Raw genomic sequence first — 15,109 nt, forward strand, 5'->3', positions numbered from 1 at the left:
GTTGTATTCCATCAGGAATACTTTGAGAACTTTACAAATAATCTTAAAGATTATTTTGTCAGCTTTCCAAATTGTTAAAGAGCTATGTTAGCTACAAGCTTGCGCTTGTGAACTATCAATCTGTGTGGACACTCATCGTGTATAATCATCGTATAAGGAGGTGATCCAGCGCCAGGTTCCCCTAGCGCTACCTTGTTACGACTTCACCCCAGTCATGAACCACAAAGTGGTAAGCGTCCCCCCGAAGGTTAAACTACCTACTTCTTTTGCAGCCCACTCCCATGGTGTGACGGGCGGTGTGTACAAGGCCCGGGAACGTATTCACCGTGGCATTCTGATCCACGATTACTAGCGATTCCGACTTCATGGAGTCGAGTTGCAGACTCCAATCCGGACTACGACGCACTTTTTGGGATTCGCTCACTTTCGCAAGTTGGCCGCCCTCTGTATGCGCCATTGTAGCACGTGTGTAGCCCTACTCGTAAGGGCCATGATGACTTGACGTCGTCCCCACCTTCCTCCGGTTTATCACCGGCAGTCTCCCTGGAGTTCCCGACATTACTCGCTGGCAAACAAGGATAAGGGTTGCGCTCGTTGCGGGACTTAACCCAACATTTCACAACACGAGCTGACGACAGCCATGCAGCACCTGTCTCAGAGTTCCCGAAGGCACCAATCCATCTCTGGAAAGTTCTCTGGATGTCAAGAGTAGGTAAGGTTCTTCGCGTTGCATCGAATTAAACCACATGCTCCACCGCTTGTGCGGGCCCCCGTCAATTCATTTGAGTTTTAATCTTGCGACCGTACTCCCCAGGCGGTCTACTTAACGCGTTAGCTCCGAAAGCCACGGCTCAAGGCCACAACCTCCAAGTAGACATCGTTTACGGCGTGGACTACCAGGGTATCTAATCCTGTTTGCTCCCCACGCTTTCGCATCTGAGTGTCAGTATCTGTCCAGGGGGCCGCCTTCGCCACCGGTATTCCTTCAGATCTCTACGCATTTCACCGCTACACCTGAAATTCTACCCCCCTCTACAGTACTCTAGTCTGCCAGTTTCAAATGCAATTCCGAGGTTGAGCCCCGGGCTTTCACATCTGACTTAACAAACCACCTGCATGCGCTTTACGCCCAGTAATTCCGATTAACGCTCGCACCCTCCGTATTACCGCGGCTGCTGGCACGGAGTTAGCCGGTGCTTCTTCTGTCGCTAACGTCAAATAATGCAGCTATTAACTACACTACCTTCCTCACGACTGAAAGTGCTTTACAACCCGAAGGCCTTCTTCACACACGCGGCATGGCTGCATCAGGCTTGCGCCCATTGTGCAATATTCCCCACTGCTGCCTCCCGTAGGAGTCTGGACCGTGTCTCAGTTCCAGTGTGGCTGATCATCCTCTCAGACCAGCTAGGGATCGTCGCCTTGGTGAGCCCTTACCTCACCAACTAGCTAATCCCACCTAGGCATATCCTGACGCGAGAGGCCCGAAGGTCCCCCTCTTTGGCCCGAAGGCATCATGCGGTATTAGCCATCGTTTCCAATGGTTATCCCCCACATCAGGGCAATTTCCTAGGCATTACTCACCCGTCCGCCGCTCGACGCCGTTATCGTCCCCCGAAGGTTCAGATAACTCGTTTCCGCTCGACTTGCATGTGTTAGGCCTGCCGCCAGCGTTCAATCTGAGCCATGATCAAACTCTTCAATTTAAGATTTTGTTCGGCTCAATGAATACTGACTTCAAAACTACAAAAGTAATTTTAAAGCTATTATCGTTCCAACAGAACGATAATGAATTGACTGTGCTGAATCCGAAGATTCAATGGTCACTTCGTATCATTGAAACCTAATTTGAAACCGAAGTTTCGAATTGGATTATCATCAACGAGTGCCCACACAGATTGATAGGTTCTTATTTTTAAAGAGCATTTCTGACTTACTCATCGCTTTCGCGTCGTGCTGTCAGGGGTGCGTATCTTACGCTTCCCGATTTGAGAGTCAAGCATTTTTTCAAATTTCTTTTTCTCTCTTTCCGACTCGCTGTGTGACTGTTGTCTCACTCCGTGTCGGTGGATGCGCAGTATAGGGAGTTGAGAAATTAGCACAAGCGTTTTTTTATAAAAAAACTTTCAACCGAACAAGTATTGAACAACCTGTACAAATAGGAAGCAATTCTTCCGGTTTTTTCCTATTTAAACGGATCTTTTCCGTGCTTAAAGGTCACCTCTTTCATGCTTAGCGGAAGATATTTGTTCTGTATTTCATGTAAGGATCGTCAATTTGATTCCTGAACTTTTCTCAGCTTCAATGCTTTTTGTGTTTATTTTTGTGTTTAATCGACATAAACAGCGAGGCAAACCATCAATCTCTTACCCCTTGGCACTTGATATTGAGTTTATAGATAAGATCTTTCTTATATAGATAGATGCACAGATCAAACTAATCCTTTATTACTACTCATTACACCAAGACGTATTTGTCTTCTGTCATGTATTGGAAAACAAGAAGCCCCTCCAATTTAGTGAGGGGCAGAAAGTAATGGTATCTCTGTATATAACGGATTTAATCGGTTACAGCTATAACCGCTTGATCAGTGGCGTCACCCACTTCTATCTCGCTGGTAAAGATTAGCTTCTGACACAACAAATAAGTTTCAAAAGAGCTATCTATATAAAGAGCCTCTGAATACGACTTATCCGCTAACTGTCTGTTTCCTGCCAATTCTGCCTGTTTTCCGCGAATCACATAAGAAAGAGCAGACTCACGTAGATTTAAAGCCTGAGTTAGGTATTGCTTTGCTATCCCCAACTCACCAGATACAGTTTCATGAAGTGCCAATGCTTCGTATATGCGCGGTTGAATCTGCCCGGTAACCATTTTTGCATTTACTTCCAGGGCATCACGTATCTTCTCTAAATGTGGCTCAATAACCCCGAGGTCTGGAGAAAATGCTTTCTGCACGTGGTAAGCAATCAGCAACTCTGCTTGTACATATACATTGTCAGGCTCTATTTCCAGAGCATGTTCCATAAGTTCAATACCATATTGATATAGATTGATATCTGAAACTTTTAAGTAATGGTTGGCCTGAATAAACAGCTTCAACCCTCTTGGCGTCATCGGGAGGCCGCCACCCAGCGTTGAGGATTTGAGCTTAGCTTCTGGCACGTTCAGTATTGTCATCAGACTTAAGGAGGCCTGCTGAAGTACAGTTCTTAGATCACTATCAGTCAATACATATAAACGTCGGTAGAGTGCATTTTTCGAAACGTGAGTCCGATACTCTACTTCTAAAAATCTGACGCCATCATTCTCCCTGACTCTCACCACCACAGACTTTCCGGGCTTAGTAACTATAATAACAGAGGTACCAGTCTGCATCACTCTGTAGTCGCTGACCTGAGCCACATCAGACATTATTTTTTTAGTCAGGCCATCAACAAAGTCATCATTCAAGCCTGAATTGTTCTGCATTTTGAACTCAATCAGGTGTGTGTCGATCGGATGGCTCTTTTTCACTTCAGGCTTTTTGTAAGTCAGAACCGTAATTATGCTCACCATCAGACTTATTAGTGTGATACCGAGAAACCCAAGACGCCATAAGCGTTCTGAGCGTTTCTTTTGTATTAGTTGATGTATCTCTTTCCCAGTCACTTGGACCGCTGAGTCATACTTCGGTCTTACCCTGGTATCATTTGATTCAGAGTCAGATTCTGCCTCCTTACCGTAATCACACTCAGAAAGACGGAATGCTCTGAACTCCGCAGCCGTCATTAATGAGACATCAGCCACCAGCTTATATCCACGCTTAGGTACTGTGATCACGTAGCTGGGGTAATCGTCTCGTCCGTCAGCTAACAGCTTGCGTAGCTCAAAAATAGACTGAGTCACCACCTGGTCTGCGACAGTATCCCTCTCCCAGACCGATAGGATAAGCGCTTCACGAGTAAATATCTGATTAGCATTGTCAGCGAGAAAACTAAGAAGATTTATCAAACGTGGCTCGGCAGTAACTTCTCTATCTTTTCGGTATAACTTATTTTCATCAACGTCCAATACCCAATCATTGATCCGAAAATAAACTCCAGCCATATTAGTTCTCTCTTAACTACCATACCAACTTACATTGGTAGTGTTGAAACGCTTTTACTTAACGACAAAAAGAGGGGGGATTATAAGTAGGAACATAACGTGTTTCTAGCTATGCCGCCGGTTCAAAGCGAGCTAAAAGCAAACGGCACAAAAATGAGACTACTCTATAGCTGCCAGGATAGAGCAGTGACTGGCATCGTCATTAGCATGACCGCAGCAGGCGTCATTGATTTTCTTTAGCGCGCGGCGAATTTTGGTGAGTTCATTAATTTTCTCATCAATCAGCTCTAACTTAGCAGAAGTGATGGCTTTTACCTCTGCACAACTGTGTTCGGTGGCTTCTAGCTGAATTTCAAGCAGGTCTTTAATTTCATCCAAACTGAGCCCTAACTCTTTGGCCTTAAGGATAAATCGTACCTGTTTCTGATTCTCATCTTTGTAGAGCCGATAGCCCGACTCGCTTCGCCCCGCAGGCTTAATCAGCTCATTCTTCTCGTAGAAACGTAATGTATCGGTGGTCACGCCGCAGCGTTTCGCTAGTTCGCCTATCTGAAACATAACTGTCCTTATTAACTATCTCGTTACTTTTAAAGCTAAAGATCGACCTTTTTATAAAAATTTTTGCGATGCCAAACGATTGCGCGAGCTTTTTTGTAATAAATTAGTTAGAATACGCGCCATCAAATAGTGGAGATGGTTTTCTGACCGAAAACACCCTGAAAAGGTCTTTACCAAAACTGGCCAATATTTTACCCCAAGAGGTAAAAACAAGTTCATTTTTGGCAAACATCTTTAACTCCGTGAATTTGAGGAAAATGGAAGCATGAACAACGCTCGTCCTATTCGCCGTGCGCTAATCAGCGTATCAGACAAAACAGGTATTGTTGAGTTTGCACAAGCTCTTGCTGAGCGCGGTGTCGATATCCTATCTACTGGTGGTACAGCTCGCCTACTTGCTGAGCAAGGCATCGCAGTAACTGAAGTCTCTGACTACACTGGTTTCCCAGAAATGATGGACGGTCGCGTTAAGACGCTTCACCCGAAAGTTCATGGCGGCGTTTTAGGCCGTCGTGGTCAAGATGATGAAGTGATGGAAAAGCACGGCATCAATCCAATCGACATGGTTGTCGTTAACCTATACCCATTTGCAGAAACTGTTGCTAAAGACGGTTGTACTCTAGAAGACGCTGTTGAGAACATCGATATCGGTGGTCCGACAATGGTTCGCTCAGCAGCGAAGAACCACAAAGACGTGACCATCGTTGTAAACGCTTCAGACTACGACCGCGTAATTGCTGAAATGGATGCCAACGACAAGTCTCTGACTCTGGAAACCCGCTTCGACCTTGCAATCACTGCATTTGAGCATACTGCATCTTACGACGGTATGATCGCAAACTACTTCGGCACTATGGTTCCATCTTACGGTGAGAACAAAGAAGGCGACGACGAGTCAAAGTTCCCTCGTACTTTCAACCAGCAGTTCGAGAAGAAACAAGATATGCGCTACGGTGAGAACAGCCACCAGGCAGCAGCATTCTACGTTGAAGCGAACCCAGAAGAAGCGTCAGTTTCTACTGCACGCCAAATTCAGGGTAAAGCACTTTCTTACAACAACATCGCTGACACTGATGCAGCACTTGAGTGTGTGAAAGAGTTCAGTGAACCAGCATGTGTGATCGTAAAACACGCGAACCCATGTGGTGTTGCACTGGGTAAAGATATTCTGGAAGCCTACAACCGCGCATACCAGACAGACCCAACGTCTGCTTTCGGCGGTATTATTGCATTCAACCAAGAGCTAGACGCGGAAACAGCTACAGCTATCGTTGAACGTCAGTTCGTTGAAGTTATTATCGCACCTTCAGTATCTGAAGAAGCAATCGAAGTGGTTGCAGCGAAGAAAAACGTTCGTCTGCTTGAGTGTGGTGAGTGGACAACTAAGACCACTGGCTTTGATATTAAACGCGTGAACGGCGGTCTGCTAGTTCAAGACCGCGACCAAGGCATGGTAAGCCTGGATGATCTTAAAGTGGTATCTAAACGTCAGCCAACAGAAGAAGAGCTAAAAGATGCCCTGTTCTGCTGGAAAGTAGCGAAATACGTAAAATCAAATGCCATCGTTTACGCAAAAGGTGACATGACTATCGGTGTGGGCGCAGGCCAAATGAGCCGAGTTTACTCTGCAAAAATTGCAGGCATCAAAGCGGCAGACGAAGGTCTGGAGGTCGCTGGCAGCGTAATGGCATCGGACGCATTCTTCCCGTTCCGTGACGGCATTGATGCGGCTGCAGAAGCAGGTATCAAGTGTGTGATTCAGCCAGGTGGTTCTATGCGTGACGACGAAGTTATCGCAGCCGCAGATGAGCACGGTATGGCGATGATCTTTACGGGGATGCGTCACTTCCGCCACTAATCCTCTTGTCATCATTGGGGCGAAAACGTCGTTGACTGCTCTCACTTACCCTAATCACATAGCTAGCTATGCTTATAGGGATAAGCTCGGTTGTCGCCTTGTTATCGCTCCCACTGATTTAAAGAGGACTCGAATAGCTGAGTAACATAAAACACTCACTACTTTGAGAAAAACTTTTAATTAAGGAATTTTAATATGCGAGTTTTAATCATTGGTTCAGGCGGTCGCGAACATGCTCTAGGCTGGAAAGCCGCGCAAAATCCAGATGTTGAGACTATCTTCATTGCACCTGGTAATGCAGGTACAGCGCTAGAACCAAAACTAGAGAACGTAAACATCGATGTAGAAGACATCGCTGGCCTTGTTGAATTTGCAAAAGAAAACGCGATTGAACTGACTATCGTTGGCCCTGAAGCGCCACTGGTTATCGGTGTTGTCGATGCGTTTAACGAAGCGGGTTTGCCTATTTTCGGCCCTACTCAGGCAGCAGCTCAACTTGAAGGCTCAAAAGCGTTCACAAAAGACTTCCTTGCTCGCCACAAGATCCCAACGGGTGCTTACGCTAACTTTACTGAAATTGAACCTGCATTATCTTATGTACGTGAGCAAGGTGCACCTATCGTTGTTAAAGCAGACGGTCTGGCGGCTGGTAAAGGCGTTATCGTTGCGATGACTCTGGAAGAAGCAGAAGACGCAATTAAAGACATGCTGGCTGGTAACGCTTTTGGTGACGCAGGCAGCCGCGTAGTGATTGAAGAGTTCCTGGAAGGTGAAGAAGCAAGCTTCATCGTGATGGTAGATGGTGAAAACGTACTACCAATGGCCACCAGCCAAGACCACAAACGTGTCGGTGACAAAGATACTGGTCCTAACACAGGTGGTATGGGTGCTTACTCTCCGGCACCAGTGGTAACTACAGAAATCCACAACCGCATCATGGATGAAGTGATTTACCCGACAGTTCGCGGAATGGCGGCTGAAGGTCACCCGTACACAGGCTTCCTGTACGCAGGTCTGATGATCGATAAAGACGGCACACCAAAAGTGATCGAATATAACTGTCGCTTCGGTGATCCTGAGACTCAACCAATCATGATGCGCATGCAATCAGATTTGGTAGATCTTTGTCTGGCTGCTGTCGACAAGAAACTGGATCAAGTGGAATCTAAATGGGATCCACGCGCGTCTATCGGTATTGTACTTGCTGCAGGCGGTTACCCGGCGGCATACAACAAAGGCGATGTGATTTCAGGCTTGCCGCAAATCGAAGTTGAAGGCGAGAAAGTATTCCATGCTGGTACAGACAATAAAAACGGTGAGATCGTAACAAACGGTGGCCGCGTTCTGTGTGCGACAGCGCTGGGTCACAGCGTTTCAGAAGCTCAGCAGCGAGCGTACGAGCTGACAAAACAGATCAGCTGGAATGGTATGTTCCATCGCAATGATATCGGCTACCGCGCTATCGCTCGTGAGCAATCAAAATAACAACACCACCCGTTGGCTAAAATAAAAAAGGCGCGTTAAGCGCCTTTTTACTGTTCAATACGGGAGACTATTCAGCAATAAGCTTAGGCCGCTGAATACAATCTGAGTCATCATCTTTAAGTAACAACAGCTCATCAACCATCACCTTATTACGTGACTCTCGACCAACAAAGGCGATGTAATTATCCACTGATGCTAACCGGTCAATAACAAATTTCGGCAGGGTTTGGTTAAATTCTAATGTTGCAAACTCTTTCCCGTTGCAAGTTTCTAACGACTCACCATCCCAGTAGCCTTGAATCAGTTTCTGCCCGTTACCAGAACGCTCTTTAACAGAAACAACGATATCCTTAGCTTCTGCCTTAAAACGCTCTAGTTGATCATGCTGTAAGGGGAGTACCTTACTATTAACTCGGTATTGTTGATAAACCGCCTCACCATCTTTATTAAATCGGATATGGATTTGAAAAGGCACCATGCCCTGCTTGGCATCTAGCTGGTCACCCTTTCGAATCAACTCACGTAGTTCCCCTTCATCCCAGCGATACTCACTTTGATACCAACCATAATCCCCGGCTGTGACGTAATCCGCTGCAGTGCTGATACGGGTAAGCCGCTCTGTTATCCAGTACAAACTGCTCGCATCACCTTCGATTTTACCACCGGTGAAATAGGTAAATTGTTCAAGATTGGTAGTGTCTACTGATGAACAGCCAACAAGAGAAAGGCCAGAGAGGAAAAGTGAAGTGAAAAGATGTTTTTTCATAAAATTGCACCGAGGCAGGATACCTCGGTGCATTCTAGCTTAGTTTACTGATTCTTTCAGCGCTTTACCCGCTACGAATGCAGGAACGTTAGCAGCTGCAATTTGAATCTCGTCACCAGTCTTAGGATTGCGACCAGTACGTGCAGCGCGGTGGTTTACTTTGAACGTACCAAAACCAATTAGTTGAACTTGGTCACCCTCTTTAAGTGCACCAGTTACACCTTCAAGAGTCGCTTCAAGAGCAGCTTTTGCTTGTGCTTTAGATAGATCTGCTTTCTCTGCGATAAAGTCGATTAATTGGGTCTTGTTCATTAGGTTTCCCTTCTTATAGGTTATCGAATTCGTCTCACTCTAAAACATTAATGCCCCATCTGGCAAAGGTTTGTGGGTGATCTTTCGGTTTTATGACGTACTTTTAGCCATAATATGAGTAACAACTCACAGTTTGTTACCACATATCATTCGAAACCCCTTGCTTTCCGGTGCAATTGGCGCAATTTATATCGCGATTTAGCGGCTATAATTGCCGCAATTAACCACAATCCAACTATTTCAAGGGCAACTATGCTGCTGTTATCCATTTATGTATCTATTGCTATCGGCATTTCGTTTATCTGTTCGGTACTGGAGGCGGTATTACTGAGTATCAGTCCGACTTACATAGCGCAACTCAATCAACAGGGGCACCCGGCTGCAGAGCAGCTATCTAAACTCAAATCTGACATCGACCGTCCGTTGGCATCGATACTGACTCTCAACACCATCGCCCATACGATTGGTGCAGCAACCGCAGGTGCGCAAGCCGCGGCGGTTTTCGGTAGTGAAGCGCTGGGTATTTTCTCCGCAGTTCTGACACTAGCGATTTTGGTTTTATCGGAAATCGTACCTAAGACCATAGGTGCAACCTACTGGCGTCAGCTTGCTCCGACGACGGCGGTCACTCTGCGCTGGATGGTATGGGCTTTAACGCCTTTCGTCTGGTTCTCTGAGCAAATCACCAAACGTCTTGCCCGTAACCACGAAGCACCTAAGATGCGTGACGAGTTATCTGCGATGGCCATTCTCGCCCGTGAAAGCGGTGAGTTTGCCGAAGGTGAGTCAAAAATCCTGAGTAACCTGCTTGGTATTCAAGATGTTCCTGTTACCCAGGTGATGACGCCTCGTCCGGTGGTATTTCGTGTTAATGCGACCAAGACCATTGATCAATTTCTGGATCTACACAAGGATACGCCTTTCTCCCGTCCTTTAATTTATAGCGAGCAGAAAGACAACATCATCGGTTTTGTTCACCGTCTGGAACTGTTTAAACTGCAACAATCCGGCAGTGGCCAGAAACTGCTTGGTACGGTGATGCGCCCGATTCAGGTGGTACTAAATAATACCGCATTACCTAAGGTGTTTGATCAGATGATGACCCACCGTCTGCAACTTGCACTTGTGGTTGATGAATACGGTACGGTACAGGGCTTAGTTACACTGGAAGACATCTTTGAGCATTTAGTCGGTGAAGAGATCATTGACGAAGCGGATAAAAGCACAGACATGCAGGAGCTGGCGTATCAACGCTGGGAAAGCTGGAAAGAGAAACACGGTGTAATTGAAAGTCGCGATGACGAGGAAGAAACTGAGTCAGAAAAACAGGACACCGGTTCTGATGCTCAATCAACGGTGAAACCTGATAGTAAGCAGCCTTAACCGTCAGAAGACGTCATACAATAAAAGGCATCCAACCGGATGCCTTTTATTTTGTAAATGATTAAAGCGCTATACCGATGTTACTTACGCCCTCTTCACGCAACTCTTCACGTAAATCTTTAATCAGGCTGATATCACGCTCTGTTGCTTCACGCAACGGACGGAAAATAGCCCACTGAACGTCCCACTCTTCACATACCGCCTGGTTTTCTTTTTGATTGTCGTTAGTGACAGGTTCGCTGCCTTGCGCTTGTTCCAGATCCGCTACGGTTTGCACCGATTGCTGACTCACCTTAATCATAGAATCGAAAAGGTAATCACGATCTAACAGACCATGCAGTAAGGTAGACAACGCCTGACACGCATCCATTGCGGGGTAGACAGCGTAAAAATCAAACTCTTCTGCACTAGGGAATAACTCTTCTAGTTTTTCTAACTGACGTTCAAAGTTCACTTTCGCCGTTTTTACTGTCAGAATTTCCCATACACTATCAAGAATCGCTCGGTAAGCGCGTGGTTCAGCAAATTCTGTATTGTCACAAAACATCGCATAGTTTGGATACATGCGCTCACACAGACACGCCATAAAGGTAATTTGTTGCCAAGGTTCCAGTTTTTCTAACCGAACCTGAAGAGGATTCTTAAGCATAGTCACTCAATCATTGAAGAAAAATACAGCGAAAGTGTACTTGATTCATCACAGGGAAAAAAGTTAATGCCGCAGCCAAATAAGATTTTCCTGCTCTCGGAGCATCGTGACACCTACCAAACATTACTGACAGGGAAAAACCTGCCGGATCTGAGCATTACGGATAAGCCAAATGAAGCTCAAATTGTATTGGCTGATCCGCCACTGCTATCACAAAGGTTAGACGAGTTTTCACAACTTGAATGGGTGCAGTCCACGTTTGCAGGGGTGAATACCCTGATGTCACCGGATCTACGCAGGGACTATACGCTCACCAATGTGCGTGGAATTTTTGGTCCGCTCATTGCCGAATATGTCATTGGTTACAGCATTGCGCACTACCGTCACTTTAACCGCTACCACCAGCAACAACAGGATAAACACTGGCAGCCACATCTATACAGCTCTCTGCAGGGTAAAACCATGGTTATTCTAGGCACCGGCAGTATCGGTGCTTACGTAGGCAAAGCCGTTCAAGCAATGGGGCTAAAAACCATCGGTGTCAATCGCACCGGTATCCCTACTGCAGGAGGAGAGTTTGGGCAGACTTTTCACATTAGTGAACTGGCAAGTGCCCTGAAACAGGCAGATATCGTGGTTAACACCCTGCCAAGTACTCCAGATACGCATTACCTGCTTAACAGCGAAACACTCAGTCACCTTGATCAGGCGATACTGATTAATGTCGGCCGGGGAGACATACTGGAAGATAAAGGGCTGCTACTCGCACTGAAGAACCGCTGGGTAGAACACGCCATTCTTGATGTATTTGAACAAGAACCACTTCCTGAGAATCACCCTTTCTGGAAATTGCCACAGATAACAATCACACCACACATTGCAGCCACCAGCTTCCCGGAACAAGTCGCAGAGATATTTACCGAGAACTACCTGCGTTGGCGAGATGGCTTCTCATTCTCCCATCAAGTTGATTTCGACAAAGGGTACTGAAACACTCATGTCTCTAGATACGTTACTGAAACAAGTCCGGGCCTGTCAGCTTTGCGCGAACAATCTGCCATTAGGTGCCAATCCTGTGGTACAGGCTGGGAAAGAGGCGCGCTTACTTATTATCGGGCAGGCTCCAGGTACTCGGGTGCATAAAACATCCATACCCTGGAATGATCCGAGTGGTGACAGATTACGGCAATGGCTGGATATCGATAAAGACACCTTTTACGACGAGAATAAAGTAGCGATTATTCCAATGGGTTTTTGCTACCCCGGTAAAGGGCAGTCCGGAGATTTACCACCGCGCAAAGAATGTGCGTCGGCCTGGCATCAGAAGTTACTTGAACAACTGCCGAATATTGAGCTGACGTTATTGATTGGCCAGTATTCACAACAGTATTACCTGACGAACAGACCCAAAACGCTCACCCAAACCGTAATGCAATGGCAAGACTGGGAACCGGACTTTATCCCTCTTCCACACCCTTCTCCACGCAATACGTTATGGCTGAAAAAGAATCCGTGGTTTGAAACCGATGTTATCCCCTACCTTCGGCAACGAGTCCACTCGATGCTTTAGGTCACCCATGATCTATTTACTGTTTTATCTGTACATCATAAAAAGCCACACAAATCTAACACGCATAATAAACTGTTTTTAAAAGACTATTATTATATTCGTACAGCTTTAACAGTAATTGGATCATAGCAGGCCAAATACTGTATGAGCTATACACCGACAAATTCAAGACAAAAAAATACCGGCAATCAATGCCGGTATCGGAACTTAAAAAGTCGAGATTATTTATGGTATGGCTTAGACAACTCGTGTACAGCTTCTACAAATACACCGGCATTTTCTGGCGGAACATCTAAGTGGATACCATGGCCAAGGTTAAATACATGCCCCGTACCTGCATCACCAAATCCTTCCAGGATAGTGGCAACTTCTTCACGGATACGCTCTGGTGAAGCATAAAGCATTGATGGGTCCATATTGCCCTGCAATGCCACTTTGTCGCCGATACGAGATTTCGCGTCTGCAATGTTAATCGTCCAGTCCAGACCAACTGCATCACAGCCTGTCGCTGCGATCTGTTCTAACCACATACCACCATTTTTAGTAAACAGAGTAACAGGTACACGACGACCATCGTTTTCACGGATCAGGCCGTCGACGATTTTGTGCATGTATTGCAGCGAGAACAGGTTGTAGTCACGAGGAGTCAGTACACCACCCCACGTATCAAATACCATGACTGACTGGGCACCAGCTTTAATCTGTGCGTTTAGGTACTCAATGACACTGTCAGCAAGCTTATCTAGTAACAAGTGCAATGTTTGCGGCTCAGCGTACATCATCTTCTTGATCTTAGTGAATGCTTTCGAGCTACCACCTTCAACCATATAAGTTGCGAGTGTCCACGGGCTGCCAGAGAAACCGATTAGAGGTACTTCCCCCTGCAGGTCTTTACGGATCTGACGCACAGCATTCATCACGTATTGCAGCTCACCTTCCGGATCCGGGAGGCCAATTTTTTCCACGTCAGCTTTGCAAGTGATCGGGTTATCGAATACGGGGCCTTCACCAGCTGCAAAGCGCAGTCCCAGACCCATTGCATCAGGGATAGTCAGGATGTCGGAGAATAAGATTGCTGCATCAAGAGGAAAACGGCGTAGAGGTTGAAGAGTTACTTCAGACGCCAGCTCCGCGTTTCTACACAAAGACATGAAATCACCCGCCTCTGCACGTGTTGCTTTGTATTCTGGTAGGTAACGACCTGCCTGACGCATCATCCATACTGGCGTGTAATCTACCGACTCTTTAAGAAGTGCACGCAGATAACGATCATTTTTTAATTCAGTCATTCCGAAATTCCAATTGTTAGGCTTTCTTTGAAAGGAGGTATTCTATCACTGATTTAAGGCTAATAGCTGTGTGCTTTGCAACCTGGATCAAGTTATTAACTTTTAAATCAATGCTTAATTTGCACCCAACCCTCATCAGTGTTAAAAATTTGTTCGCTAGCGAAAACTACAATTATAAACTGAGTACCCAGTACTCAGCATCTCATAACGACATCTTACTTACCCCCTCCCTCTCGGAGGGTTTTTTTTACCTTTTTTTCCAAGAAATTAGAGTCAATATCTTGCAGAGTTTGCTCTATCAGAGCTCGCGCGATGGTGCCTTTTGGTGCGACTGGCGGCATTTCTTCAGCGCTGAACCACTGCGCATCAGACAACTCGGTATAGTCCGGATTTAACTCTCCCGATTCATAATCGGCTAAAAATGCCATCATCATGCTGGACGGAAATGCCCATGGCTGGCTACCAAAATAGCGAATATTCTTTACGTTGATTCCCGTTTCTTCGTGTATTTCGCGAGCAACGCACTCTTCTAGTGTTTCCCCGACCTCCAGAAACCCCGCTATCACTGTATACATGCCATTTCGATGTCGCGGGTGTTGTGCTAATAGAATCTGCTTGTCCTTGCGTACAGCGACAATAATACATGGGAAGATACGAGGGTAATGCAGCGTCCGACACTCGCCGCACTGCATCGCGAGCTGGTTATTGTTAATAAAGTTCCTTCCGCCACATTGTGGACAAAAACGCAAACTTTGAGTCATGTGTCCATATTGGATAGCCTTACTAAGCAAGAGAAACAGTGAGTTAGGAAATTCCAGACATTCACGTAATGAAGTCATCGGTAAATCATGCTCAAGATCCGCCAGATTCAGCCACATAACAGGGTGATTTTGATATTCACCGATTTGCCTTGCACCCGCTTCCGGCAGCGCTAACTGTTCTGCAGAACCGAAAGGAACAGCACTATCCACCAGCCAGACATCACTTCCTGAAACAACACACCAGTGCGCATTTTCTACGCGCTTAACATCACCTTTTCTTAACATAACCTCCTCCCTCTGCTTGAAGTTCATCCATTTTACTGGCAATCTAATTTCATACTAGAGTTTATCGTTAGGGAAAGTCGAAACATAAATTTTAGTAAGGACAA

12 protein-coding genes and 1 rRNA gene are annotated in these 15,109 nt (G+C 46.0%); 5 read left to right on the plus strand and 8 right to left on the minus strand.

Annotated features, from left to right (window positions below):
• Window positions 1–153 precede the first annotated feature (153 nt).
• From KHN79_RS13235 to zntR, 3 genes are all read right to left on the minus strand, one after another.
• A 16S ribosomal RNA gene (locus KHN79_RS13235) occupies window positions 154–1,706 on the minus strand.
• Window positions 1,707–2,559: 853 nt separating this feature from the next.
• Entirely contained in the window at window positions 2,560–4,089 is a 1,530-nt protein-coding gene (gene cadC, locus KHN79_RS13240; RefSeq protein ID WP_182011705.1) for a lysine decarboxylation/transport transcriptional activator CadC, read from the minus strand.
• Window positions 4,090–4,248: 159 nt separating this feature from the next.
• Complete coding sequence (gene zntR / locus KHN79_RS13245) at window positions 4,249–4,647, minus strand: Zn(2+)-responsive transcriptional regulator (protein ID WP_182011706.1); 399 nt, start codon at window positions 4,645–4,647, stop codon at window positions 4,249–4,251.
• Between the two features lie 265 nt (window positions 4,648–4,912).
• On the opposite strand from zntR, the gene purH reads away from it, so the two are divergent.
• Both purH and purD read left to right on the plus strand, forming a co-directional pair.
• Window positions 4,913–6,505, plus strand: coding sequence for a bifunctional phosphoribosylaminoimidazolecarboxamide formyltransferase/IMP cyclohydrolase (purH, locus tag KHN79_RS13250; protein ID WP_182011707.1), 1,593 nt, complete (start codon window positions 4,913–4,915; stop codon window positions 6,503–6,505).
• 195 nt (window positions 6,506–6,700) lie between these two features.
• On the plus strand, window positions 6,701–7,990 hold the full coding sequence (gene purD, locus KHN79_RS13255) for a phosphoribosylamine--glycine ligase (protein WP_182011708.1): 1,290 nt from the start codon (window positions 6,701–6,703) through the stop codon (window positions 7,988–7,990).
• A gap of 67 nt (window positions 7,991–8,057) precedes the next feature.
• On the opposite strand, the gene KHN79_RS13260 is transcribed toward purD, so the two are convergent.
• Together KHN79_RS13260 and hupA are read right to left on the minus strand one after the other, a co-directional pair.
• Window positions 8,058–8,756, minus strand: a complete 699-nt coding sequence (locus KHN79_RS13260; RefSeq protein WP_182011709.1) for a DUF1481 domain-containing protein — start codon at window positions 8,754–8,756, stop codon at window positions 8,058–8,060.
• Window positions 8,757–8,795: 39 nt separating this feature from the next.
• Entirely contained in the window at window positions 8,796–9,068 is a 273-nt protein-coding gene (gene hupA, locus KHN79_RS13265; protein ID WP_005433627.1) for a nucleoid-associated protein HU-alpha, read from the minus strand.
• 252 nt (window positions 9,069–9,320) lie between these two features.
• On the opposite strand from hupA, the gene KHN79_RS13270 reads away from it, so the two are divergent.
• Complete coding sequence (locus KHN79_RS13270; protein WP_182011710.1) at window positions 9,321–10,451, plus strand: hemolysin family protein; 1,131 nt, start codon at window positions 9,321–9,323, stop codon at window positions 10,449–10,451.
• A 61-nt stretch (window positions 10,452–10,512) separates the two neighbouring features.
• Here KHN79_RS13270 and KHN79_RS13275 read toward each other — a convergent pair whose 3' ends face one another.
• On the minus strand, window positions 10,513–11,100 hold the full coding sequence (locus KHN79_RS13275; RefSeq protein ID WP_182011711.1) for a DUF416 family protein: 588 nt from the start codon (window positions 11,098–11,100) through the stop codon (window positions 10,513–10,515).
• Between the two features lie 66 nt (window positions 11,101–11,166).
• Here KHN79_RS13275 and KHN79_RS13280 point away from each other — a divergent pair, with 66 nt between their 5' ends.
• Both KHN79_RS13280 and KHN79_RS13285 read left to right on the plus strand, forming a co-directional pair.
• Window positions 11,167–12,090, plus strand: a complete 924-nt coding sequence (locus KHN79_RS13280) for a D-2-hydroxyacid dehydrogenase (protein ID WP_182011712.1) — start codon at window positions 11,167–11,169, stop codon at window positions 12,088–12,090.
• 7 nt (window positions 12,091–12,097) lie between these two features.
• On the plus strand, window positions 12,098–12,670 hold the full coding sequence (locus KHN79_RS13285) for a uracil-DNA glycosylase family protein (protein WP_182011713.1): 573 nt from the start codon (window positions 12,098–12,100) through the stop codon (window positions 12,668–12,670).
• A 221-nt stretch (window positions 12,671–12,891) separates the two neighbouring features.
• Here KHN79_RS13285 and hemE read toward each other — a convergent pair whose 3' ends face one another.
• Together hemE and nudC are read right to left on the minus strand one after the other, a co-directional pair.
• The gene (gene hemE, locus KHN79_RS13290; RefSeq protein ID WP_182011714.1) at window positions 12,892–13,959 is read right to left on the minus strand and encodes a uroporphyrinogen decarboxylase; all 1,068 of its coding nucleotides are present in this window, start codon (window positions 13,957–13,959) and stop codon (window positions 12,892–12,894) included.
• Window positions 13,960–14,174: 215 nt separating this feature from the next.
• Window positions 14,175–15,005: an NAD(+) diphosphatase gene (nudC, locus tag KHN79_RS13295; protein WP_182011715.1), complete on the minus strand. Its 831-nt coding sequence runs from the start codon at window positions 15,003–15,005 to the stop codon at window positions 14,175–14,177.
• Window positions 15,006–15,109: the final 104 nt, after the last annotated feature.

Origin of the sequence: Vibrio sp. B1FLJ16, from assembly GCF_905175385.1 — a bacterium.
GTDB lineage: Bacteria > Pseudomonadota > Gammaproteobacteria > Enterobacterales > Vibrionaceae > Vibrio.

What these genes read in the sequence shown, in the direction of transcription:
- cadC (WP_182011705.1), bottom strand. Translation starts at nt 4,089, where the DNA reads ATGGCTGGAGTTTATTTTCGGATCAATGATTGGGTATTGGACGTTGAT.
- zntR (WP_182011706.1), bottom strand. Translation starts at nt 4,647, where the DNA reads ATGTTTCAGATAGGCGAACTAGCGAAACGCTGCGGCGTGACCACCGAT.
- purH (WP_182011707.1), top strand. Translation starts at nt 4,913, where the DNA reads ATGAACAACGCTCGTCCTATTCGCCGTGCGCTAATCAGCGTATCAGAC.
- purD (WP_182011708.1), top strand. Translation starts at nt 6,701, where the DNA reads ATGCGAGTTTTAATCATTGGTTCAGGCGGTCGCGAACATGCTCTAGGC.
- KHN79_RS13260 (WP_182011709.1), bottom strand. Translation starts at nt 8,756, where the DNA reads ATGAAAAAACATCTTTTCACTTCACTTTTCCTCTCTGGCCTTTCTCTT.
- hupA (WP_005433627.1), bottom strand. Translation starts at nt 9,068, where the DNA reads ATGAACAAGACCCAATTAATCGACTTTATCGCAGAGAAAGCAGATCTA.
- KHN79_RS13270 (WP_182011710.1), top strand. Translation starts at nt 9,321, where the DNA reads ATGCTGCTGTTATCCATTTATGTATCTATTGCTATCGGCATTTCGTTT.
- KHN79_RS13275 (WP_182011711.1), bottom strand. Translation starts at nt 11,100, where the DNA reads ATGCTTAAGAATCCTCTTCAGGTTCGGTTAGAAAAACTGGAACCTTGG.
- KHN79_RS13280 (WP_182011712.1), top strand. Translation starts at nt 11,167, where the DNA reads ATGCCGCAGCCAAATAAGATTTTCCTGCTCTCGGAGCATCGTGACACC.
- KHN79_RS13285 (WP_182011713.1), top strand. Translation starts at nt 12,098, where the DNA reads ATGTCTCTAGATACGTTACTGAAACAAGTCCGGGCCTGTCAGCTTTGC.
- hemE (WP_182011714.1), bottom strand. Translation starts at nt 13,959, where the DNA reads ATGACTGAATTAAAAAATGATCGTTATCTGCGTGCACTTCTTAAAGAG.
- nudC (WP_182011715.1), bottom strand. Translation starts at nt 15,005, where the DNA reads ATGTTAAGAAAAGGTGATGTTAAGCGCGTAGAAAATGCGCACTGGTGT.